Below are 23005 nucleotides of genomic sequence, written 5' to 3'. Positions count from 1 at the left end.
GCCCCGGGTGATCGTAAGGTGCTAAGCATCATGATTCGCAGCGTTTGTTCGAACTGCATTATGGTGGTCATGCACAGGGCGTCTTCGGGCGCGCCGGTCTTCTTACGTCCCGGTCTACCAACCTGTGCATGGCCGCCACCCTTCGTTTGGTAGCGAGAGTGATGGCTCCTTTAATGACGTAAGGAGTTGTACCTATGTTCAAAGTAACGCCCAATCCGCCAGACACCGATCCGGCCTCCCCGTACGAACCCGATTCAAAAAAACTCAACGAGGCTGCCGAACGAGCTCTCGACTTTCACTTCCCGCCGGCTTCCGACCTCAAAGGCACCCCGCGCACGATCACAACGATGTTCACCGTCAACCCAGAGCTCGACACCGAAACCCTGCTGGCCCATGCATGCGAATCGCTGGCCTCGGCCAATGTCATGACCATGGACCTGGCGGACCACGTGGACGGGCCGAGTCGCAACACCCTGTTGGGCATTGCCCAAGTCATCATGCTCGGCGAGCTGGCGGTGAACCGGGCGCTGGATCGACTCGATCCGATCGAATAGCCGCCATACCGGATCATTCCCACGCTCCGCGTGGGAATGCCTCAAAGGACGTTCCGCGTTCCGCGTTCGGCTTTTGGGACGCCGAGCGTCCCGGGCTGCATTCCCACGCAGAGCGTGGGAACGATCAATGGGGTGGCGGAATATTTTTGTTTAACCCGCTTGTTTAAGCGCAGTCAGATTTACTTCCTGAAAGCTACATAACCTTGCGCCGTTGCCTACGGGTGCGCCAGAATCCGCCGGCTTGTGCGCCTTGGGCCTGGGCTCTATCGTTTTCCGGTCGCTGAAAAGAACAGCGATCGGGTTTGGTAGCCCGGGTTCTACAAGGTGTATGGCATCGCCATTTGAGGCGCTTTTTTGTCTCGGCTTTATGGTGGTCATGCACAGGGCGCCTTCGGGCGCGCCGGTTTCCTTGTACCCGGTCTACCAACCTGCGTATGGCCACCACCCTTCGTTTGGTAGCGAGAGTGATGGCTCCTTTTGCAGTACAAGGAGTTCTACCCATGTTCAAAGTAACGCCCAACCCGCCAGACACCGATCCGGCCTCCCCGTACGAACCCGATTCAAAAAAACTCAACGAGGCTGCCGAACGAGCCCTCGACTTTCACTTCCCGCCGGCTTCCGACCTCAAAGGCACCCCGCGCACCATCACAACGATGTTCACCGTCAACCCAGAGCTCGACACCGAAACCCTGCTGGCCCATGCATGCGAATCGCTGGCCTCGGCCAATGTCATGACCATGGCCTGGCGGACCACGTGGACGGGCCGAGTCGCAACACCCTGTTGGGCATTGCCCAAGTCATCATGCTCGGCGAGCTGGCGGTGAACCGGGCGCTGGATCGACTCGATCCCATCGAATAATCACTGCCACCCATGATTGTACGGTGCCTGCGGTTCACGACTGTACGGGTCAAGCCGCACGGCACCTGTGGTAAAAATATCGCTCTCGTTACTGGAGCCGATCATGGACCTCGCCACCCTCTCCCTCTTTCTCCCGGCCTGCTTCGCCCTGAACATGGCCCCCGGCCCGAACAACCTGCTGTCGGTCAGCAACTCGACGCGCTACGGCTATCGCACCGCGTGTGTGGCGGGTATCGGTCGGCTGCTGGCGTTCGCCGGGATGATCGCCCTCGCGTCGGCCGGGCTGGCGGTGGTGCTGCAAACCTCGGAGCTGTTGTTCTACGGGATCAAGATTGTCGGCGCGGCGTACCTGTTCTACCTCGCGTGGCAATTGTGGCGCGCCGATCCGGGGACAGAGAGCGCCGTGACCGGCGCGTCGGCGGGGATGCTGACCCTGGCGCGACAGGAGTTTCTGGTGGCCGCCGGCAATCCGAAAGCGATCCTGATCTTCACCGCGTTCCTACCCCAGTTCGTCGACCCGAGCCAGGCCGTGACGCCGCAATTCGCGGTGCTCGGCGCGTTGTTCCTGATGCTGGAATGGATCGCCATCGGTGCCTACGCCTACATGGGCCTGCACATGCGTCGCTGGTTCGCCAAGCCCCGGGGCAAGCGGATTTTCAACCGGTGCTGCGCGGGGTTGTTGTCGGCGGCGGCTTCGGTGCTGTTGATGGCGCGCCGGGCCTGACACAGGGTTTGACTGGCTGCCAGAGCAGTGCAGACTGGGTGGCATCCTGTAACCATGACCCGAGCCCTTCGAATGAACCCTAACGTGATCTACGCCCTCGGCGCTGCTGCGCTGTTTGGTGCCAGTACACCATTGGCCAAGGCGTTGGGCCTGAACGTTTCGCCGATCCTGCTGGCAGGGTTGCTGTACCTGGGCAGCGGCCTTGGCCTGACGCTGGCGAGATTGATCCGGGACCGCCGCTGGCAGCCCAGCGGCCTTACGTTGTCGGAATGGCCATGGCTGATCGGCGCCATTGCGTTTGGTGGCATCCTCGGACCCGTAGCGCTGATGTTCGGCCTGACCCTGACTTCCGCCGCCACGGCCTCGCTGTTGCTCAACCTTGAATCGGTACTGACCGCCGTATTGGCCTGGGTAGTGTTCAAAGAGAACGCCGATCGCCGCATCGTCGCCGGCATGCTCGCCATCGTCCTTGGTGGCCTGCTGCTGGCCTGGCCGCAGGATGCGGCACAATCACGAGGTTGGATGGGCCCTTTACTGGTCGCTTTGGCCTGTGCCTGCTGGGCGATCGATAACAATCTGACGCGCAAAGTCTCCGCCTCGGACGCGCTGTTCATCGCCGGCATCAAAGGTTTGGTCGCCGGTGTGGTGAACTGTTTTCTGGCACTGGCGCTGGGCGCAAAGCTGCCGCACGCAACGGTGCTGGTTCCTACTCTGCTCGTGGGTTTCCTCGGGTATGGCGTCAGTCTGGTGCTGTTTGTTCTGGCGTTGCGCGGATTGGGCACCGCGCGCACCGGTGCCTATTTCTCCACTGCGCCATTCCTTGGCGCGGCGATTGCCATCCTGCTGCTGGGCGAACCGGTGACGATTATGTTCTGGGCTGCTTCGCTGCTGATGGGCCTGGGCGTCTGGATCCATCTGACTGAACGCCACGCCCATAAGCATCAACATGTGGCACTGGCCCATCGTCATCGGCACGTTCACGACGAGCATCATCAGCATGAGCATTCGTTCCAGTGGGACGGTACCGAGCCTCACAGTCACGAGCATGAGCACGCGCCACTGCGTCACGCACACCCACACTTCCCGGACATTCATCACCGGCATAAGCATTAGCGCCACGCATTGAAACTGATGACGATTGCCTGGAATTCCCTGTCGATTTTCCGGTGGAGGCGCCGGGCCGCGCGCACTATGCTCAACCCATGAACCTACAAAACGCGATGCTTCCGCCCCACGCCGAGATGGTTCGCGCCATGCTCGAACGAGACACCACCTACGAGGGGGTGTTTTTTACTGCGGTCAAGACCACCGGCATCTTCTGCCGACCCAGCTGCACGGCGCGTAAACCGAAACCGGAGAACGTCGAGTTCTTCGCCCATGCCGATGACTGCCTGTCCGCCGGCTACCGCGCCTGCCTGCGATGCAAACCGCTGGACGCGGCCGCCATCGCGCCGGACTGGGTGCAGAAGCTGCTCCAGGCGGTAGACGCCGATCCCGAGCTGCGCTGGAGCGATGCCCAGTTGCTGGCCGAGGGCATCGAGCCGCTGAAGCTGCGGCGCTGGTTCAAGCAGCATTTCGGCATGACCTTCCACGCCTGGCTGCGCACCCGGCGCCTCGGCATGGCGCTGGGCGGGATCAAGCAGGGCGATTCCATCGACAGCGCGGCGTTCGATTCCGGTTACGAATCCCTGAGCGGGTTTCGCGATGCCTTTCAAAAATCCTTTCACATCACACCTGGCCGTGCGGCCAACAGCGAGCCCTTGCTGTTCACGCGCCTGACCACGCCGCTGGGGCCGATGATCGCCATGGCCGAACGGCGCGGGCTGGTGCTGCTGGAGTTTCTCGACCGGCCGGCGCTGACCCGGGAAGTCGAAGCCCTGCAGAACCGTCATGGTTATGCCGTGGCGCCCGGACACAACGCTCACTTGCAGCAGATCGAAACAGAGCTGGCCCAGTACTTCGCCGGCAAACTGACTGAATTCACGGTGCCGCTGCACTTGCCCGGCACCGAGTTCTCCCGGCAGGTCTGGGCCGAGCTGGCGAAAATCCCCTACGGCCAGACCAGCACCTACGGCACCATCGCCGCGCTGTTGGGCAAGCCCGGCGCCAGCCGCGCCGTGGGCCTGGCCAACGGGCACAACCGGATTTCGATTGTCTTGCCTTGCCACCGGGTGATCGGTGCGGACGGCTCATTGACGGGCTATGGTGGAGGGCAACCGCGCAAGGCGTTTCTGCTCAGGCTGGAAAACGCGGCGCTGCAGGTCACACGGCAACTCGCATTCTGACGCTTGGCTGTTTTCATAAGGAAGGACATTCGATGGACACGCTCGACCAGCAATTCCACAGGCTGCATCAGGACGGCCTGCTGATTCTGACCAACGTCGCCGATGCCGCCGGGGCGCGCATCGTCGAGCAACTGGGCTGCAAAGCCGTGGCCACCAGCAGTGCGGCAGTCGCCTGGGCTCACGGTTACGCGGACGGCAATGCCCTGCCCCTCGAACGCCTGGTCTCGACCGTCGAGTCCATCGCCCGGGTGATTTCGCTGCCGCTGACCGTGGACATCGAGGCCGGTTATTCCGATGACCTGACGCGGGTTGCCGAAGTGATTGATGCGGTGATCGCCGCCGGTGCGGTCGGGATCAACATCGAGGACGGTGCGTCACCACCCGAGCTGCTGGCCCGCAAGATCGAAATCGCCCGTCAGGTGGCCGAGCGCCGCGAGGTGAAGCTGTTCATCAACGCCCGCACCGATGTGTACCTCAAGGGCCTGGTGCCGGCCGAAGACCGCGTCGCAGAAACGCTCAAACGCGCGGCGCTGTATCAGTCGGCGGGTGCTGACGGGCTGTTCGCCGCCGGCGTTTCGGCGGAGTACGAAATTGCTGCGCTGTGCCATGGCACCCCGTTGCCGGTAAACGTACTGGGGCTGCCGGGGTTGCCGTCGCCTGAAGCGTTGAAAGCGCTGGGCGTTCGCCGGTTGAGCGCCGGTTCCGGTATCGCCGAGTTTCTTTACGGTGCGATGGCGGGCCTTGCGAAAAGTTTTCTGGAAACCGGCAAACTCGACAGCAGCCACCTCAAGGCATTCACTTACGGTGAAGTGAACGCACTGCTCAAACCTGCGGTGAACGCTTGACCGATCCTTACTTACCGGCGACGGCGTTTCTCGCGTCCATCGATGACGACTGGGCGCGCCACATCGCCGCCATCGGCCCCTGCCTGCACCAGCCGCATGCGGCGCGCGATCCGTATGAATCGCTGGTGCGGGCAATTGCCTATCAACAACTGCACGCCAAAGCCGGGGATGCGATTGTCGGTCGGCTGCTGGCGTTGTTTCCCTCGACGGCGTTTCCGCGTCCTGAACAGATTCTGGCGACCGGGTTTGATCAACTGCGCGGGTGCGGTTTTTCCGCGAGCAAGATTGCGACGATTCAGGGCATCGCTCAGGCAGCGCTGGATGGCGTGGTGCCGGATTATGCGACGGCGTTGGCGATGGACGATGAGGCGTTGATCGAGCGATTGATCACGTTGCGCGGGGTCGGGCGCTGGACGGTTGAGATGCTGCTGATCTACAGCCTGGAGCGGCCGGATATTTTGCCGGCCGATGACTTCGGGGTGCGTGAGGGGTATCGGCGATTAAAGGGGCTGGAGGTGCAGCCGACGCGTAAACAGATGGTTGAGATCGGGTTGGGGTGGAGTCCTTATCGGACGGTGGCTGCCTGGTATTTGTGGCGGGTGACCAGCCGTTAGACCGTGTCATCGTTCATCGCGGGCAAGCCCGCTCCCACAGGGACCTGGGTGTACGCAATATTTGTGTTCGACACATAACCTGTGGGAGCGGGCTTGCCCGCGATGGCGTCAGCCCATTCATCACACATCCAGAGCCACTCGCACCTCAAGTTATGAAGCCCCCTGCCGACAATCCCTACAGGAAACCACTGGTACTCAGCATGGAGCAGCAATGACCGTCATCTCTTCAATCTCTTCCTTGCCGCCACTGGCGGTCGCCAGGATTGCTGCCACCCAGCCCGCCGTTGGCACTGCCACCGAATCAACAGCCGCCCTGTCCTCCCCCGCATCGATTGTCACCTTGCATCAAGATAACAACACCATCGATGCGCAGACTTACACCTCCGGGGGTGTCATTGCGGAGCCTGATGCTCCGCTTGCCTGGGAATACACGCAGCCTGACAAAGTGTCGTTTCGCATGGGTGGCAACTTCGGAAACGCTTCAGCCAGCAGCCGGTTCCGGGGGTTGGGTGAAACGCTGCTTCTGCAGCTGGCGCAATCCAACCAGAACATCTCCCAGTCGGTCATTCGCTCATCGACCGGGCGGGCGCTCGAGCCGGCAGAGTTGGCGGCTGCCCAAGCCAGGATGCACAGTGGCGTTGCCGACAACAGCATCAACCTGACCCTGAAAACAGCTAGCGGAAAAACCGTTGAGATCACCCTCTCCAGTCAGGATAACGCGCTGGCGGTGCAGGCTCAGGTCCAGGGTGGCGAACTCAGCCAGGAAGAACTTGCTGCGCTTGGGGCAATGGCCAAAGGATTTGAATCGGCCATCCAGGGCCTCACCGCCGTTCCACCGCAACTCAAGCTGGAGGCGCTGGCTCAGTTCGACACTGACGTGTTTTCCTCGGTCGACCTGACCACACGGTTCAAGCTCGACGATGACAGTACGCAGAGCTTTGAGCTGCATGCCGACGCAAGCCAGCGCCAGGTACGCATGAGCGGCGCGGCGGGCGATTTCGATATGTCCGTGGACCTGAAAAACGCCGCCATCCTCGGCGACAGCAATCAGCAATCCAAGGCGCTCGCGAGCTACCTGCGGCAAATAGAAGCGGCGCGCGTACGAGGCGACGGCGACCAGAATCTGCTGTCGATGTTCGAGAGTGCATTCAAGACTGTGCACAGCAACTACCCGCAAAGCCGCGCTGATACCGGACTGCAGGCGCTAACGGCGATCAAGCTGACAGACACCGACCGCCGCGTGCTCACCGGCCTCGCCGATTTCAGCGCGACGATCAGCGAGAAGACTGTGAACGGCAATCCTGCACGGCCAGGCGAACTCGACTCGTTCAAATATGGCTTATCGCAGGCCACGCAATCCAAAGGTCAGGATCAGTTCAATCGCAAGGTCGTCCAGAATCAGCAATCGCATCTGACAGCCCAATACCATAAGCCACTGTATGCCGGACAAAAGCTGGATCTGACGGATGACCCACAATCCCAGAGCTATCAGTACTACCAGATCGACGATCAGGCCAGCAGCACGAGCAGCATCGGCTATGTCAAAGGCAAGTTGGTCGAAGCGTCCGTCAGCCATTCGGCAAGCCAGTCCACGCGTATTTCCAAATATGTAATGGGCCGTCTGGATGAAGATACCGTGACGCCTGCCTCGTCCTCGAAGACGCAAAATCTCCTCGGTCTGCTGCAACAGGCACTGCAAGAGGACAAACTGGCGAAACTCGGACGGGGTACGTCAAACGCCTTCGCCGCTCTCCAGGACAAGGTGATGTTAGTCAGCAGTCCAATGGAAATTAAGGGCTGACCTGAAAACCGATGCCGGTTCGGTGGGTCGCTGCGTCAGTTTGTCGCAAGTTATGAATAATCCTTTGAAGCGTATAATCGCTCCCCTCCGCTAAAACCGGCATGCATCATAGACGCCCTGTCCGAGGTTGATTTATCCGTTCGGGCTCATCAAAAGGTCTGTAGAACATGAGTGTTTCGTTCACCCGCCGCCAGGTGGTTGCAGGTATGGGCTTGTTCAGCCTTGGCCTCCTCGCCGGCTGCGACAATAGCGTCAGCCTGTCGTACAAATACGGCAAGGACCTGAGCGACAAGATCCTCGGACGGACATTCAAGCTCAAAGACTCGGAAGGCAATCTCACAACGCTCTCGAGCTTTCGTGGTTTGATGCCGATGATTTTCTTCGGCTTCACCCAGTGCCCGGCGGTATGCCCCACTACCCTGGCTCGCGCAGCGCAAATCAAGAAACTGATGGGAAAAGACGGGGATATTCTCCAGGTCGTCTTCATCACGCTGGACCCGGAACGGGACACGCCGGCGGTGCTGGATGCCTACGTCAAGACGTTTGATCCTTCATTTGTCGCGCTCCACGGAACACTCGAGGAAACGGCGGAAACGGCCAAGGAGTTCGGGGTGTTCTATGAAAAAATCCCGAGCGGCTCGACCTACACGCTCTCCCATACAGCGACCAGCTATGTGTATGACACAAGGGGCAGGTTGCGCGTTGGACTGTCCCAGTCCCTTTCTGCACAAGAGTGTACGGAAGACTTGAAAACCGTTATGGAGGTCTGCTGATGAATTCGAATGCCATTAAAACTGCCATCAATGTGCGCATTCAAACGGCTGTCCTGGGGCTTTGTCTGCTGGGATCGGCGCTGCAGGTTTCAGCCCAGACCCAAGTGGACGACGCCTGGGTACGCGCCACCGTTGCCGGGCAACAGGCAACCGGAGCGTTCATGACGGTGACCGCGAGCAGCGACAGCAAACTGCTGAGCGTGCAAACACCGGTCGCTAAAATTGTGCAGATTCACGAGTCGACGATGAAGAACGACGTGATGAGCATGCACCCCGTGGACTTCGTCGCTTTGCCCGCAGGGAAAGCGGTCACTCTGGATCCTCATAGCTATCACGTGATGCTGATCGACCTGGTCGGCCAGGTCAAAGAAGGCGACAAAGTGCCGCTGACCTTGACCGTCGAAAACGCCAATGGCGAGAAAGAGTCGATCAAGGTCGAGGCTGAAGCGCGCGCGCTGAATACGCCGGATCACAGCAAAATGCATTGATGGCTGGGAGTCACCTGGACATCGGTGGCGGTCAGTGGGACTGCGTTATCGTTCTTCGCGGGCACATTCACCCCATCATCCAGAACCTGTCACAACCCCGACTTCAACCGACTGAACGCCCGAATCAACGCCCGGTTGAACGCCTTGCCATTGTCATTCTTGCTATACAACGAAGCCCGAACAGCCGCCGACGGATACGTGCCCGGATCATTGCGAATCGCCGGGTCGATCAAGTCATCCGCCGCCGTGATCGCATTGGCGTAATGGATGGTGTCGGTGATCGGCGCAATCACTTCCGGCGTCATCAGGTAATCCATCAACGCCAGACCGGCCTCGGGGTGCGGCGCATCCTTGGGAATGACCATGGCATCGAACCAGATCAGCGTGCCCTCCTTCGGTATCCGGTAAGTCAACGTGAACGGTTTTTTCGCCGCCTCTGCCTGACCCGCCGCGATGGCCACGTTGCCGTTCCACGACATCGCCACGCAGGTGTTGCCGTTCGCCAGGTCGCTGATGTTCAGGTCATTGTCGAAATAGCGGATGTAAGGCCGGATCTTCGCCAATTGCTGCTCGGCCAGCTTCAGGTCATCGAGGTTCTGGCGGTTGATGTCCAGCCCCATGTACTTCATCACCGCGGCGAACACCTCGTTCGGATCGTTGAGCAAACTCACCCCGCAATCGGCGAATTTCGACACCACTGCCGGATCGAACAGCATCGCCCAGCTGTCCGTGGGCGCATCGGGCAAGCGCTTTCTGATCGCCTCTTGCTGATAGCCCACGCCGGTCGTACCCCAGGCGTAAATCCCGGCGTAACGATTGCCCGGATCGAACACCGCCATGTGCTGGCGGAATTCATCACCGACGCCGGCAAAATGCGGCAACCGTTGCGGGTTCAACGTTTGAATCGCCCCGCTCTGGATCGCCCGGGACAAATGCTGCCCCGCCGTCAGCACCAGGTCATAGCCGCTGCGGCCGGTGAGCAGTTTGGTTTCGACGGTTTCCAGGGAATCGAAATGATCGACAACCACATGAATGCCGGTTTTCTTCTCGAAATTGGTCAGGGTATCCGGGGCCAGGTACTCGCCCCAGATGTACAGGTTCACCACCGGTTTCGCGCTGTCGGCGGCCTGCACGCACAAGGGTGCAAGCACCAGCAGTAACGCTTGAGTCAGTTTGTGCAGGCCCATGATCACGCTCCTTTGCCCGCGTATTGCGGCATGGTGATGCACGCGACGTTACCGCCGCCGAGCAGGATTTCCCGGGAGTTTTCGATGCCGACGATCTTGTGCTGCGGGAACAGTTCGGCCAGTGTCGCCAACGCCACCTGATCATTGCGATCGCCAAACAGCGGCACCACGATCGAGGTGTTGCCGGCGTAGTAGTTGATGTACGACGCGCAGATTTTGGTCCCGGCCTGACGGGTGTGGGTGCTGTCTTGTTGATCCAGGCCTTCGGCTTCTTCCGCGGTCCATTCCAGCACGTCAGGTTGCGGCAGTTTGTGTACGGTCAACTCGCGACCACGGCTGTCACGGGTACTGCGCAGGATGTCGTAGGCTTCCTGATAGATTTCCCATTGCGGGTCATCGCGATTGTCGGTCCATTGCAGCACCACTTCACCAGGACGCACGAAGCACGCGAGGTCGTCGACGTGACCGTCGGTTTCGTCGAACTTGCAACCGCGCGGCAGCCAGATGACTTGCTCGGCGCCGAGGTAGTCCGTCAGCCGCCGGGTGACTTCTTCCTTGCCCAGGTGCTGGTTGCGATTGCGGTTGAGCAGGCACTGTTCGGTGGTGAGGATGCTGCCCTGGCCGTCGCTCTGGATGCCGCCGAGTTCGGCGATCAGCGGTGCGCGGTAGCGGTCGAAGCGCTCGATTTCGAGGATTTTGCTGGCGATCTGGTCGTCCTTGTCCCACGGGTAGTACAAACCACCGTCGAGGCCGCCATAGGCGTTGAATTCGAAGTCGACGCCCCGCACTTCGCCGCTGGCGTCATTCACCACAAAGCACGGACCGCTGTCGCGGAACCAGGTGTCGTTGCAGGTCATTTCCACCACGCGCACTTGCGGCGGCAACTGACGGCGCGCCGTGGCGAACTGTGCGGCGGAGGCACACACGGTGACCGGTTCACTGTGAGAGATGGCGGTGACGATCTGCACCCAGACTTTCTGCGCAGGCTTGGCGCCGTTGCGCCAGACATCGGTGCGCTCCGGCCAGCCGAGCCAGCAACCGGCCTTGGTTTCGAACTCGCCGGGCAGGCGGAAGCCGTCTTGTTTGGGGGTGGAGTCGAGCAAACGTGCCATGGTCAAACCTCGTCAACGGGGATTGGAATGACCACAGGCTAAGGTCGTCGGCGCCCTCCCCGCCAACGATGATTATTTCGGAATACTTGAATTCAACTCATCAATCGGCCAGCTGATCGTTGAACCATTCGAGCATCTGCGCCACGGCCGGACGCTCCAGGCGCACCCGTTCGCACACCAGCGCGTATTGGCCCAGCGCGGTGATGCTTGAGGTAAACGGCCGGACCAGACGACCGCTGAGCAAATCTTCCTGGGCCGTCAGGTTATCGCCCATCGCCACGCCCTGCCCCTGTGCCGCGGCTTCCAGCGCCAGCCCGGCATGGGCGAAATACAACTGTCGCTCGGGGCGTTGATCGCCGGCATGACTGGTGAGCCATGCGGTCCAGGTCTTGCCGTCCTGATCGTCGTGGAGCAGGCAGTGGCGCGCCAGGTCCTTCGGGGTCTTCAGCGTGCCTTGGTTGAACAGGCCGGGACTGCACACCGGAAAGAATTGCAGCGCCGGCAACGGCTTGACGAAATACGCACTGCTGTCCACCGGACCGGTGCCGTAGGTGATTGCGAGGTCAATGTCTTCGCCCGGCGCAGTGGCGTCGATCGGTTGTTCGTAGAGGTGCAAAGTGATGTGCGGGTAGCGCGCGTAGAAATCCGTGAGGCGACGCATCAACCACTTTTGCGCCAGCTCCGCCGTCACCGCCAGGCGCAACACCGCCAGCGACGACGGATCGCGCAGTTCATCGCAGGCCTCGCCGATCAGTTCGAAGGCTTGCTGCAGGCTTTGCATCAGGCGCCCGGCGGCCATGGTCGGACGGATCTGCCGGCCTTCGCGGATGAACAGCGACACGCCCAGTTGCTCTTCGAGCTGGCGGATCTGATGGCTGACGGCGCTGTCGGTGACGCACAACTCGGCGGCGGCCCGGCCGAAGTGAGCGTGGCGGGCGGCGCATTCGAAGGTTTTGAGGGCGGCCAGTGAAGGTAGTCGGCGCATGGGTCGGTTCCCGATTCGAGGTGCTCATGCTGACTGGGTGAACGGTGGGCGTCCAGTGGGACCGAGTTATCGTTCTTCGCGGGCAAGCTGAACTGGTCAAGTAATCTTGGACACCAATTAAGGTTTACGCCGCCAGTCTCTCCATCGTGACTGGCGGCCGGTAGTCGTTGTAACTGTGAGGCCTGGCGATGTTGTAGCGCGAGACATAGCGCTGCACATCCGCTCGGGCCTCATGTTCCGATCCGTAGCCTGTTTCGGGCACCCACTCTGATTTCAAACTGCCAAAGAAGCGCTCCATCGGAGCGTTGTCCCAGCACTCGCCCTTACGGCTCATGCTTTGCCGGAGCCCGTGTGCCAGCAGCTCATTCCTGAACTTATGGCTGGTGTACTGACAACCTTGGTCTGAGTGAAACAGTACGTCTTTTGGGCGACTGCGCAACTCAACCGCCATCCGCAAGGCTTCGCAGGTCAGGGTGGCATCGGAGATCATCGAAAACGACCAGCCCACGATCCGGCGGGCGTACAAATCCAGAACCGCCGCGAAATACAGCCACCGCTTACCGACCTTGATATACGTCACGTCCCCGCACCACACCTGATTGACCGCCGTGACATCAAACTTGCGCTTGAGGACGTGCGGCGCCACCAACGCCTCAACGCCGGGCGATTTGTACTTATGGCGCCGGCGCTGACGGCTGGCGATACCAGCTTCGCGCATCAAGCTGCGGGCCATGTACCGCCCGACACGATGTCCATCAGCTTGCAGCTCTTTGGCCAAGGTGCGTGCGCCCGCAGACTCCCTCGACGCCCTGTGATGCTTAACCAGCACGGCCTTGAGCTTCTCCCGCTCAGGGTTCACTTTGCCTTGGCGCTGACGCCAGGCGTAAAAGCTGCTGCGGTTGACACCAAAAACCCGACAGCAATTGTTAACGCCGTACTGCTCGTCCAGCTCATCGATCAACGAGAATGATCTTTGGCGTCCAAAAGCAGGAGAGCACTGGCCTTTTTTAGGATTTCGATATCCAGGTCTTTTTGCCTGAGCAAGGCTTTGAGTTTCTGGATCTCTCGCTGATCCGCGGTAATCGCCTTGGCGCCCACCGGAGTCGAGCCCAAGCGCTCCTTGCGAACTTGATCGACCCAGCGGCGCAAGGCCGTAGGACCGATATCCAGATTGGCACAGACCTCGGGAACCGACTGCCCCTCATCCAGCACCAGGCTGGCAGCCTTGAGTTTGAACTCACTCGAATAGGATTTACGCATATCCAAACACCTCAGATTTGGGCGCCATCATAGCGCCCGATTGAGATGTCCAAAATCATTAGGCCAGTTCAAGCCCGCTCCCACATTGGATTTGTAAACGACGCAGATCAAATGTGGGAGCGGGCTTGCTCGCGAAGACGCCTTTATATTCACCATAAATCCACCCGCCCATCACCCTCCTTTATCCACCATGACATCCCCCGGAACCCGGCGCATGTTGATGCCTCAACCGGAGGGATTCGCCATGCTTGATGCACTCAAAAAGATCAATTCAACGTCCGCCTTCAACCGCTGGGCCGGTTTCGACGTCACTCGCGCCGAGCCCGGCGAGGTGGAACTGACCATGGCTTTTCGCGAGACTGACATGGCGCAATACGCAGACTTCCTGCATGCCGGCCTGATCGGTGCGCTGCTCGATACCGCCTGTGGGTTTGCGGCCGGAACGGTCGCTGGCAATGTCCTGGCGTCGCATTTTTCGGTGAATTGCCTGGCGCCTGCCGTCGGTGAAGTGTTCATTGCGCGCGGCCAGGTGGTGAAGGCCGGCAAGAAGCAGGTGTTTGCCCGTGCCGAACTGTTCGCACAAACCGGGGATCAGTTGAAGCTGGTGGCAACCGGCGATGCGATCCTGGTGCCGATCCAGCAGTGAACCACCGGTTTTCGGGGTGGTCATGGAAGTAACAGCCAATCATTTGGAGGTTCTGCCATGCAACTCGAAGGCTCCTGCCACTGCGGCGCCGTGTCGTTCAGCCTGACCAGCGCGCACCCCTACCCTTATCAACGTTGCTACTGCTCCATCTGCCGCAAGACCCAGGGCGGTGGCGGTTACTCGGTCAATATCGCCGGCGATGCCGCCAGCCTCAAGGTGCGCGGTCGCAAATCCATCGCGATTTACCATGCGCGTCTCAAGGACGAAGGCGACAAACGCGCGCACCGCAGCACGGCGGAGCGGCACTTCTGTTCGGTATGCGGTTCGGGGTTGTGGGTATTCAGTCCTGAATGGCCAGAGCTGATTCACCCGTTCGCTTCAGCCATCGACACGGCGTTGCCGGTGCCACCCGAGTACACGCACGTGATGCTCGATTCGAAAGCGCCTTGGGTGGAGATTCCGCCCCATGCCGGTGATCGCCAGTGCGAGATCTGGCCCGAAGAATCCATCGCGCAGTGGCATGAGCGTCTGGATTTGGTCCGCTGAACCCAGAAAAAACACGGACCTCGAATTTTTTTCACTCTTTTTTTCGCGAACAGTTCCCTTTTGCGTTTTTCGTTCGGTTAACCCTCAGAAGCCTTTCACTTACCGAACGATTCGATACAAAGGGATCTCCATGTCGCACCCACTTGCCGCACGTTTTCGTTTTGCCCTGCGCCCCTTGGCATTGGCCCTGCCAGCCGCGCTGCTGAGCCTTTCCTACACCGCCCATGCCGCCGAAACGGTGGAAAGCAAGCCGGCGCCGAAAGACGACGGCGCGCTGCAACTGGGTGCAACGAACATTTCTGCCGTCGGCCTGGGCGCGACCACCGAGGACACCCATTCCTACACCACGGGCTCAACGTCTTCGGCGACCGGCCTGGCGTTGTCGCCCCGTGAAACGCCGCAATCGGTCACCGTGGTGACCCGTCAGCAAATGGACGATCGCGGTGTCCAGAGTGTCAGCGACGCATTGCGCAATGCCCCTGGCGTCTCGACGCAAAAGTACGACAGTGACCGTACCGAGTTTTCCGCCCGTGGTTTCGCCATCACCAACTTCCAGTACGACGGGGTCAACCAGCCGTATGACGGTGTCTACGGTGAAAACCCGAACAACAGCGATGACGCGGCCAGCCTCGACCGCATCGAAATCGTCAAGGGCTCGACCGGCCTGATGACGGGTTCGGGCGACCCGTCCGCCACCGTCAACATGATTCGCAAGAAGCCGACCAAGGAATTCAAGGCCTCACTCAGCGGCACGGTCGGTTCGTGGGACAGCTATCGCACCACCGGCGATATTTCCGGTCCGCTGAACGATACCGGCAGCGTGCGCGGCCGCTTCGTCGGTTCGTATCAGGACAAGAATTCCTACATCGATCACTACAGCCAGAAGAAAGACCTGTTTTACGGCATCCTCGAAGCAGACCTGACGGACGACACTTTGCTGACCTTCGGCATCGACAAGTCCAGCGCCACCCCGCGCGGCACCTCCTGGACCGGCAACACGGTGTACTTCGCCGACGGCGGCCGCACCGACTTCTCGCGCAGCTTCAACCCGGGCGCGGACTGGAGCCGTCGCGATTTCGACACGGTCACCTACTTCACATCGCTGGAGCAGGCGCTGGCCAACGACTGGAAACTCAAGGTCAATCTCAACCAGAAAACCACCGATCACGATACCCGCCTGGCTTCGGCCAGCGGTGGCGCGCCAGACCGCGCCACGGGTGAAGGCATGTTCCTTTACTGGGGTCGCTGGGAAGGTCATCGCGTGCAAAACACGGCGGACGTGAACGTCTCCGGGCCGTTTACCCTGGGCGGTCGCGAGCACGAACTGGTGGCCGGTTTCATGACGTCCCATGCCCGCCAGACCGGCGCGACATTCGACAGCGTTATCCCCGGCGCTGGCGGTGTGCCGGGCAGCATCTACGACTGGAAAGGCAATCTGCCGGAACAGGACTTCCCGAAAAACGGCAAGTACGAGCGCACCACCAGTCAGAACGGTGCTTACCTGGCCACGCGCCTGCGCCCGACCGACGACCTGTCGATCATCCTCGGCAGCCGCGTGAGCACCTTCAAGTACAACGAGGATTACAGCTACTACCCGGGCGCCGGCCAGACCGACACCCAGACCAGCTACAAGGAACACGGCGTCGTCACCCCTTACGCCGGTGTGATCTATGACCTGGACGACACGTATTCGGTCTACGCCAGCTACACCAACATTTACCAGCCACAGACCTACAAAGATGCCGCCGGTTCGACCCTGAAACCGGTTGAAGGCAACAGCTACGAGACCGGTCTGAAAGCGGCGTACCTCGAAGGCAAACTGAACGCCAGCCTGGCCTTCTTCCGCATCGAGCAGGAGAACGTCGCCCAATACGTCACCACCGACGGCACCGGGCAGGACGTGTATGAAGCCATCCCCGGCGCCACCACCAAAGGCGTGGAGCTGGAACTGGCGGGCGAGCTGTCCGATGGCTGGAACCTGTCGGCCGGCTATACCTATGCCCGTACCCGTGACAAGGACGAGCAACGGATCTACGGTTTCCCGCTGGCCACCACCAAACCGGAACACGTCGTGCGTACGTTCACCACCTACCGCTTGCCAGGCGCACTGGACAAGGTCACCGTCGGTGGCGGCGTCAGCTGGCAGAGCGCGTTCTACGGTCAGAGCTTCAGCCCGACCGAGGGCAGCACGTCACTCAAACAAGGCGGCTACACCCTCGTCGACCTGATGACCCGCTATCAGTACAACGAGCACCTGAGTTTCACCGCCAATGCCAACAACGTCTTCGACAAGAAGTACCTGACGGGGTTGGGCAACTTCGGCACGACGTTCTACGGCGAGCCGCGCAACCTGATGCTGACCACCAAGTGGGATTTTTAAGCTGAAGTGATACTGAGCCTGTGGCGAGGGGGCTTGCTGTGGCAAGGGGAATTACTGTGGCCAGGGTAATTTTCTGTGGCGAGGGGATTTAGCGAAACGTCGCACCGCCCCGTTGGACTGCGCAGCAGTCCCTTTTTTAGGGTCGCTGCGCGACCCAACGGGGATAAATCCCCTCACCACAATGAATCCCCTCAGCACAATAATTCCCTGGCCACAGTCAATGACCACAGGTAATCATTGCTCGGTCAGCCCCATTCACAGTCTTTGACAGTTTCCCGACAAAGCTGTCAAAGATTGCCGGCCGGCACCCACCTAGCATAGGCGCATCCAAACTACCCTCGGGTGCTCTCATGTTTCGTTCGCTGTCTGTGTCGCTGACTTCATTCTGCCTGCTCCTCCCCTCCACCTCCTTGCATGCCGAAGACTGGCGCTACAGCCTGCGCGCCGGTGCGGCCAGTGCGCCGCGCTACAGCGGCAGCGATGAGCGCGTGGTGGCGCCGTTGCTGGGCGGGAAAGTCGTCAGCCCTTACGGGGTCTTTCTGGACACTGAAAAGGGCCTGGGCTGGGCGTTTGACGAGGATGACTTCGGCCTCAGCGTGTACGTCGGCGCCAGTGATGTGCGCAAGGATCGCAAGACCGGGTTCAAGGGTTCGGATGAGCTGGACGGCATGGGCTCGATCAAATCCCGGCCGGTGCTGGGACTCGACGGCACGTATCACATGGGTCCGATCATTCTCGGCGCCAGTTTTGAACATGCGCTGGAAAAGGATGATGACGATGACGATACGGGTTCAGCCTGGAATCGCTTGAAACTGAGCATCAGCGCGCCGTTCTACGAGGGTGACCATGGCAAGGTCGTGGGCAGCCTCAACAGCCAGTTTGGCGACGGCGATTACATGCGCACCTGGTATGGCGTCAGCACGGGCCAGGCGTCGCGCAGTCAGTTCCGGGCGTATGACACCCATGGCGGGCTGGTGAGTCGCGGGGCGGATTTGACCTGGTCGTTGCCGATCGACGATCAATGGAGCGTGTCGACGGTGTTGGCGGTGCAGTATCTGGCCAAAGAGGCAGCGGACAGTCCGATTGTCGAGCGGCGGATGCAGGCTTCGTTGGCTGGGCAGGTGGTTTACAACTTTTGATTTGAGGCGATGCGGATGGCCTCTTCGCGGGCAAGCCTCGCTCCTACAGGTTGTGCGTCGATCATAAAAACACCGATAACCTGTAGGAGCGAGGCTTGCCCGCGAAGGCGCCCGCGAGAACAACAAAGCTAATCCTGATGCGCCCACGTCATACGAAACGACGCCCCACCCCACGGCGAATCCGCCACTTCCACTTGCCCGCCATGGGACTGCGACACCCGCCTGACCAGCGCCAGCCCCAGACCAAACCCACCCGTGCGCCGATCACGGCTGGCGTCCAGACGCGAAAACGGCTCGAAAATTTTCTCCCGCCCGGCCATCGGCACGCCCGGCCCATCGTCGTTGACCTGCACTTCGTAGTGATCGCCGGTGCGCACCAACGACACTTCCACCCGCTCTTCGGCATAACGAATGGCATTGCGCAGCAGGTTGATCACCGCCCGCGCCATGAAGCGCGGTTCAATGCGCACCTCATCGACCCGACACTCGGCAATCAACAACTGCACTCCGGCCGCCTCGGCCTCCAGCGCGACACTGCCGACCACGCTGTCGAGCCAGCTGCTGGCCTGAATATTCTCCCGCGTGATCACCGTGGCGCCGCGCTCGAGGCTGGCGTAGGTCAGCAGTTCCGACACCATTCCCTCCAGCTCACCGAGGTCAGCGTACATGTCAGCAATCAGCTCGCGGTTCCGAGACGGGTCGGGTTGTTGCTTGAGTTGGTCAAGCTCGAACGAAAGCCGCGCAATCGGCGTGCGCAATTCATGGGACACCGCATTGGTCAGCTCGCGCTGATTGGCGATCAGGCCCTCGATACGCGCGGCCATCAGGTTGAAGTGTTCAGACAGGTCGCGGATGTTCGAGCGTTTCGACAACTGGATACGCGACGACAAATCGTTATCGCCGAAGCGCTCGGCGGCCAGGCGCAGTTTTTCCAGATCGCGCCAATGTGGACGCACCCAGAAAATCAACACCAGACCGATCATCACAGCAATCATAAAATAGGCCGTAGCGATGTAGAACGGCATCAGACTCGGCTCGGCCGGCAGCTTGATACTGAGCAACTGCGAACCGTCGTCAATGCGCGAGATGAACTGCGTGTACTTGTCACGAAGCACCAGCTGACCTTGGGCCAACTCGGCTTTCTCCTGATCGGTCAGGGCCAGTTGATCGGTCTCGACCAGGCTCAGGCCCAAGCCATAGTGAGGGCGCACGGCGTCCAGTTGGCGTTCCCGGGCCGCACTGTCGAGGCCGCGCAATTGCTCCACCAGCGACCAGGCCTGACCACGTACCGCCTCGCGGTTGTAGCTCTGCATCTGACCGTCGAGAAGCGCATCGAACGTGCGCTCGACGGTTTGCAGCCCCAGGACCAGACCAACCGTCATTACCAGAAACAGCCCGAGAAATAGCCGCAGCATTTACAGCTCCCACGCAAACGGATTGAACAGGTAACCCTTGCCCCAGATGGTCTTGATGCATACCGGTTCACGCGGGTTGTCCTTGAGCTTGCCGCGCAACTTGCTGATGTAGACATCGACGCTGCGGTTGAGCCCATCGAAAGCGATACCGCGCATGCGGTTGAGAATGTCATCGCGGGACAGAATCTTGCCGGCGGCGCTGGCCAGCAACCACAGCAGTTCGAACTCCATGGTGGTCAGCTCGATGCCCTCACCCGCCAGTCGCACTTCGCGACAACTGCGGTCGATGCTCAGGTGGCCGAACTCCAGGGCGGTGCACACACTGCTGTCCGGCGTTTGCCGGCGTTGCAATGCGCGAAGGCGGGCCAGCAACACCGGTGGCTTGATCGGCTTGATCACGTAGTCGTCGGCGCCGGACTCCAGGCCGAGGATGTGATCGAGGTCATCTTCCTTGGCGGTGAGGATGACGATTGGTGTGTCGGACACACTGCGGATCTCGCGGCACACGTGCAGGCCGCTCTGGCCCGGCAGCATCAGGTCGAGTACTACGATTTTCGGTTTGAAGTCGAGGAAAGCCGCCAACGCGAGGTCGCCGCGGTACACCTGCAAAACCTCAAAGCCATGTTGGGACAGGAAATGCGCGATCAGCCCGGAGAGCTTTTCGTCGTCTTCCACCAGCAATACTTTGCCAAAACCCAGGTTATCCATAACGAACGCTTGCCAACCCTTGATTGAAGTGGGCGGCATTATGGCGTCAATCGGTGGCGGGACGGTGACGCCAGGCAGCAAAAACCGGCCTCTTGGGCCGGTTTTCAGTGATCTTTCATACTCTTAAGAGTTTTTAACAATTCAGACGCAAAAGATCGCGACGTGCGGGTGGCATTTGTAGGCGCACGGCTTGCCGGCGAAGGCGTCCTTGAGGTCACCTTCGCGGGCAAGCCTCGCTCCTACAAGGTTATGCGGCAGCTGGCACACCGCTGTGGAAGCGGAATTCCACGTCCGGCGACTCGATCAGCTCCTGTTCGGCCGCACGAACCCGGTCGATCACCTGGGCGATGTCCTTGGCGTCACCGTATTGATAAGCCAGTTTCAGATAACCCTGAAAATGCCGGGCCTCGCTTTTCAGCAGGCCGAAGTAGAACTTGCCCAGTTCTTCGTCCAGGTGCGGCACCAGTGCCTCGAAGCGCTCGCAGCTGCGGGCTTCGATGAATGCGCCGACTACCAGCGTATCCACCAGTTTGACCGGTTCGTGGCTACGCACTACTTTACGCAGGCCCGAGGCATAACGCCCGGCGGACAGCTGACGCAACTCGATCTTGCGCTTTCTCATCAGGCGCATGACCTGTTCGTGGTGCACCAACTCTTCCCGGGCCAGACGCGACATCAGGTTGATCAGGTCGACGTGGGAGTGGTACTTGGCGATCAGGCTCAACGCCGTGCTGGCGGCCTTGAATTCGCAGTTCTTGTGGTCGATCAGCAGGGTTTCCTGATCGGCCAGCGCGGCCCGGACCCAGCCGTCGGGGGTGCGGCAGCCAAGGAACTCGTGAATTTCGGGAAGGATCATGGGGCTCACGGATAAAGGGTTCAAAACGAAGGGCGCCGATTATACCGGCCCGCCGCCAGACCACCAGTCACGACCGTTGATATGCATCAACTCCCCGGTTGCCGAGCAGCAACTATAGTTGTGCAACGCCACGCTTTTTTACCCTTTGGAGATCCCGATCATGCAAGCCATTCGCAGCATTCTGGTGGTCATCGAACCCGAACACTCGGAAAGCCTGGCGCTCAAACGGGCTAAATTGATTGCCGGCGTGACCCAGGCGCATCTGCATCTGCTGGTCTGTGACCGCAAGCATGACCACAGCGGCATGCTTGGTGTGCTCAAGGCGGCGCTGCTCGAGGACGGCTACAGCGTCACGACCGAGCAGGCGTGGAACGAAAGCCTGCACGAAACCATCGTCGATGTGCAGCAGGCGGAAGGTTGCGGGCTGGTAGTCAAGCAGCATTACCCCGACAGCTCGTTGAAAAAAGCCCTGCTGACCCCGGCGGACTGGAAACTGCTGCGTTCTTGCCCGACACCGGTGCTACTGGTCAAAACCTCGAAGCCCTGGACGGGCGGCGTGATTCTGGCGGCGATCGACGTCGGCAATACCGATAACGAACACCGCCACCTGCACAACACCATCATCGATTACGGTTATGACATCGCCAGTCTGGCCAAGGCGCATCTGCATGTGGTCAGCGCCCATCCGTCACCGATGCTTTCGGCGGCGGATCCTACGTTGCAGCTCAGCGAAACCATCGAGGCGCGCTATCGTGAGCAGTGCAGAGCGTTTCAGGCCGAGTTCGACATCGATGACGAGCACCTGCATATCGAGGAAGGCCCGGCGGATGTGTTGATTCCGTTCATGGTCCACAAGCTGCAGGCCGCGGTAACGGTGATTGGCACGGTGGCGCGGTCCGGGTTGTCAGGGGCATTGATCGGCAATACGGCGGAGGTGGTGCTGGATGCGGTGGAGAGTGATGTGCTGGTGCTGAAGCCGCAGGAGATCGAGGATCATCTGGAGGAGATCGTTTCCCATCATTGAGATGTGTGGCCCTCTGTGGCGACGGGATTCATCCCCGTTCGGCGACGCAGTCGTCGCAAAACCGGCGCACGCGGTATGTCTGATTCATCAGGGTCGGCTGATTTTGGGGTCGCTTCGCAACCCAATGGGGATACATCCCCTCGCCACAGGTTATGTGTTCAGCCGCCGAAGGCGTCCTTGAGGAAACCCGGCGCAATGTAGCGCTGGTAATGCGCCTCCGAGAGCAAAAAGAACTCCCGATCAATCGCATCCCGCAGCTCCGGCAGGTTCCAGTCGCGAAACTCCGGCAGCAGGACCATCCCGTAGGCGTCCAGATTGTTGATCACCCGCGCGCCGCGAGCGATCAGCTGATAGGCCCAGCAATATTCCGACTGATGCGGCACGAAGCGGATCTTGCGCTGTTCCAGCTGCATTCTCAGCAGCGATGGATCAAAAATTTCCACCTTGCCGGCCATCACCTGGGACAACAGCTGCTCGAGACGCAGCCATACCGCGCGTTTTTCTTCCTCGTTGTAACCGTTCCAGTGGATCACTTCATGGTGGAAACGCTTGCAGCCACGGCAGACCAGATCACCGTAAACAGTGGAGCAAAGGCCGACGCAGGGGGTCTTGATGGTCTGATTGGGCATAGGTCGAAAGAACACGGGAAAGCAGAACAGGTCGGCATGTTAGCCCTTTGTCTAACATTCATCACCCCTCAATCTTGAGGGGCTAACTTACGTTTATATTTTTTTTGCCGTAGAATCAGCCAGCCTTTTAAGGCGCCAATGTCCGTTAGAAGCTGTTTTCAAAGCGTCACGAGCA

General features: G+C 60.2%; 23 protein-coding genes and 1 pseudogene. 15 read left to right on the top strand and 9 right to left on the bottom strand.

The genetic code is table 11. The annotated features are described in order from the left end of the window. The first annotated feature begins 194 nt into the window (after positions 1-194). From J2Y86_RS01950 to J2Y86_RS01905, 10 genes and pseudogenes are all read left to right on the top strand, one after another. Positions 195-554, top strand: coding sequence for a DUF6124 family protein (locus tag J2Y86_RS01950; protein ID WP_253427710.1), 360 nt, complete (start codon positions 195-197; stop codon positions 552-554). 500 nt (positions 555-1054) lie between these two features. Continuing rightward, positions 1055-1413 (top strand): annotated as a pseudogene (locus J2Y86_RS01945) (DUF6124 family protein). Positions 1414-1516: 103 nt separating this feature from the next. Beyond that, on the top strand, positions 1517-2137 hold the full coding sequence (locus tag J2Y86_RS01940; protein WP_253427708.1) for a LysE family translocator: 621 nt from the start codon (positions 1517-1519) through the stop codon (positions 2135-2137). A gap of 72 nt (positions 2138-2209) precedes the next feature. Continuing rightward, entirely contained in the window at positions 2210-3250 is a 1041-nt protein-coding gene (locus J2Y86_RS01935) for a DMT family transporter (RefSeq protein WP_253427706.1), read from the top strand. A gap of 89 nt (positions 3251-3339) precedes the next feature. Beyond that, positions 3340-4422 carry a bifunctional transcriptional activator/DNA repair enzyme AdaA gene (locus tag J2Y86_RS01930; RefSeq protein WP_253427704.1) on the top strand — a complete coding sequence of 361 codons (1083 nt, stop codon included), beginning with the start codon at positions 3340-3342 and terminating at the stop codon, positions 4420-4422. Between the two features lie 32 nt (positions 4423-4454). After that, positions 4455-5267, top strand: coding sequence for an isocitrate lyase/PEP mutase family protein (locus J2Y86_RS01925; RefSeq protein WP_253427702.1), 813 nt, complete (start codon positions 4455-4457; stop codon positions 5265-5267). Then, positions 5264-5881, top strand: coding sequence for a DNA-3-methyladenine glycosylase family protein (locus J2Y86_RS01920; protein ID WP_253427701.1), 618 nt, complete (start codon positions 5264-5266; stop codon positions 5879-5881). Before J2Y86_RS01925 ends, J2Y86_RS01920 begins: the two co-directional genes overlap by 4 nt. A 211-nt stretch (positions 5882-6092) precedes the next feature. After that, positions 6093-7682, top strand: coding sequence for a lactate dehydrogenase (locus tag J2Y86_RS01915; RefSeq protein WP_253427699.1), 1590 nt, complete (start codon positions 6093-6095; stop codon positions 7680-7682). A gap of 167 nt (positions 7683-7849) precedes the next feature. Next, positions 7850-8455, top strand: a complete 606-nt coding sequence (locus J2Y86_RS01910) for an SCO family protein (protein ID WP_253427697.1) — start codon at positions 7850-7852, stop codon at positions 8453-8455. After that, entirely contained in the window at positions 8455-8943 is a 489-nt protein-coding gene (locus J2Y86_RS01905; protein ID WP_253427696.1) for a copper chaperone PCu(A)C, read from the top strand. The genes J2Y86_RS01910 and J2Y86_RS01905 overlap by 1 nt, the downstream gene beginning before the upstream one ends. Before the next feature lie 89 nt (positions 8944-9032). Here J2Y86_RS01905 and J2Y86_RS01900 read toward each other — a convergent pair whose 3' ends face one another. The 5 genes from J2Y86_RS01900 to J2Y86_RS01880 form a co-directional block, all read right to left on the bottom strand. Continuing rightward, positions 9033-10130, bottom strand: a complete 1098-nt coding sequence (locus tag J2Y86_RS01900) for an extracellular solute-binding protein (protein WP_253427695.1) — start codon at positions 10128-10130, stop codon at positions 9033-9035. Positions 10131-10132: 2 nt separating this feature from the next. Beyond that, entirely contained in the window at positions 10133-11242 is a 1110-nt protein-coding gene (gene aguA, locus J2Y86_RS01895; protein ID WP_253427694.1) for an agmatine deiminase, read from the bottom strand. 100 nt (positions 11243-11342) lie between these two features. Further along, positions 11343-12227 (bottom strand): LysR substrate-binding domain-containing protein, encoded by an 885-nt coding sequence (locus J2Y86_RS01890; protein WP_253427693.1) that lies wholly within the window; start codon positions 12225-12227, stop codon positions 11343-11345. A gap of 124 nt (positions 12228-12351) precedes the next feature. Beyond that, positions 12352-13188: an IS3 family transposase gene (locus J2Y86_RS01885; protein WP_253427692.1), complete on the bottom strand. Its 837-nt coding sequence runs from the start codon at positions 13186-13188 to the stop codon at positions 12352-12354. Continuing rightward, complete coding sequence (locus J2Y86_RS01880; protein ID WP_253427691.1) at positions 13185-13487, bottom strand: transposase; 303 nt, start codon at positions 13485-13487, stop codon at positions 13185-13187. Before J2Y86_RS01880 ends, J2Y86_RS01885 begins: the two co-directional genes overlap by 4 nt. A 214-nt stretch (positions 13488-13701) precedes the next feature. Here J2Y86_RS01880 and J2Y86_RS01875 point away from each other — a divergent pair, with 214 nt between their 5' ends. The 4 genes from J2Y86_RS01875 (at position 13702) to J2Y86_RS01860 (ending at position 18198) form a co-directional block, all read left to right on the top strand. Beyond that, complete coding sequence (locus J2Y86_RS01875; protein WP_253427690.1) at positions 13702-14133, top strand: PaaI family thioesterase; 432 nt, start codon at positions 13702-13704, stop codon at positions 14131-14133. Between the two features lie 57 nt (positions 14134-14190). Continuing rightward, positions 14191-14679: a GFA family protein gene (locus tag J2Y86_RS01870; RefSeq protein WP_253427689.1), complete on the top strand. Its 489-nt coding sequence runs from the start codon at positions 14191-14193 to the stop codon at positions 14677-14679. Between the two features lie 130 nt (positions 14680-14809). Then, positions 14810-17059, top strand: coding sequence for a TonB-dependent siderophore receptor (locus J2Y86_RS01865; RefSeq protein ID WP_253427688.1), 2250 nt, complete (start codon positions 14810-14812; stop codon positions 17057-17059). A gap of 350 nt (positions 17060-17409) precedes the next feature. After that, the gene (locus J2Y86_RS01860) at positions 17410-18198 is read left to right on the top strand and encodes a MipA/OmpV family protein (protein ID WP_253427686.1); all 789 of its coding nucleotides are present in this window, start codon (positions 17410-17412) and stop codon (positions 18196-18198) included. Positions 18199-18326: 128 nt separating this feature from the next. Here the strand turns inward: J2Y86_RS01860 and J2Y86_RS01855 are convergent, their stop codons facing one another. The 3 genes from J2Y86_RS01855 to J2Y86_RS01845 all read right to left on the bottom strand — a co-directional run bounded on the left by J2Y86_RS01855 (position 18327) and on the right by J2Y86_RS01845 (position 21177). Beyond that, entirely contained in the window at positions 18327-19613 is a 1287-nt protein-coding gene (locus tag J2Y86_RS01855) for an ATP-binding protein (RefSeq protein WP_253427684.1), read from the bottom strand. Continuing rightward, positions 19614-20321, bottom strand: a complete 708-nt coding sequence (locus J2Y86_RS01850; RefSeq protein ID WP_253440074.1) for a winged helix-turn-helix domain-containing protein — start codon at positions 20319-20321, stop codon at positions 19614-19616. 247 nt (positions 20322-20568) lie between these two features. Next, positions 20569-21177 carry a tRNA-(ms[2]io[6]A)-hydroxylase gene (locus J2Y86_RS01845; RefSeq protein WP_253427682.1) on the bottom strand — a complete coding sequence of 203 codons (609 nt, stop codon included), beginning with the start codon at positions 21175-21177 and terminating at the stop codon, positions 20569-20571. A gap of 160 nt (positions 21178-21337) precedes the next feature. Between J2Y86_RS01845 and J2Y86_RS01840 the strand changes: the two genes are divergently transcribed. Next, positions 21338-22201: a universal stress protein gene (locus J2Y86_RS01840; RefSeq protein ID WP_253427680.1), complete on the top strand. Its 864-nt coding sequence runs from the start codon at positions 21338-21340 to the stop codon at positions 22199-22201. Positions 22202-22359: 158 nt separating this feature from the next. Here the strand turns inward: J2Y86_RS01840 and J2Y86_RS01835 are convergent, their stop codons facing one another. Next, the gene (locus J2Y86_RS01835) at positions 22360-22830 is read right to left on the bottom strand and encodes a DUF1289 domain-containing protein (protein ID WP_253427678.1); all 471 of its coding nucleotides are present in this window, start codon (positions 22828-22830) and stop codon (positions 22360-22362) included. Between the last annotated feature and the right edge of the window lie 175 nt (positions 22831-23005).

The sequence above is a fragment of the Pseudomonas migulae genome (genome assembly GCF_024169315.1).
GTDB lineage: Bacteria > Pseudomonadota > Gammaproteobacteria > Pseudomonadales > Pseudomonadaceae > Aquipseudomonas > Aquipseudomonas migulae_B.
Note: the sequence above shows the minus strand (reverse complement) of the source record. Positions and strands in the feature narration are given on the sequence as shown.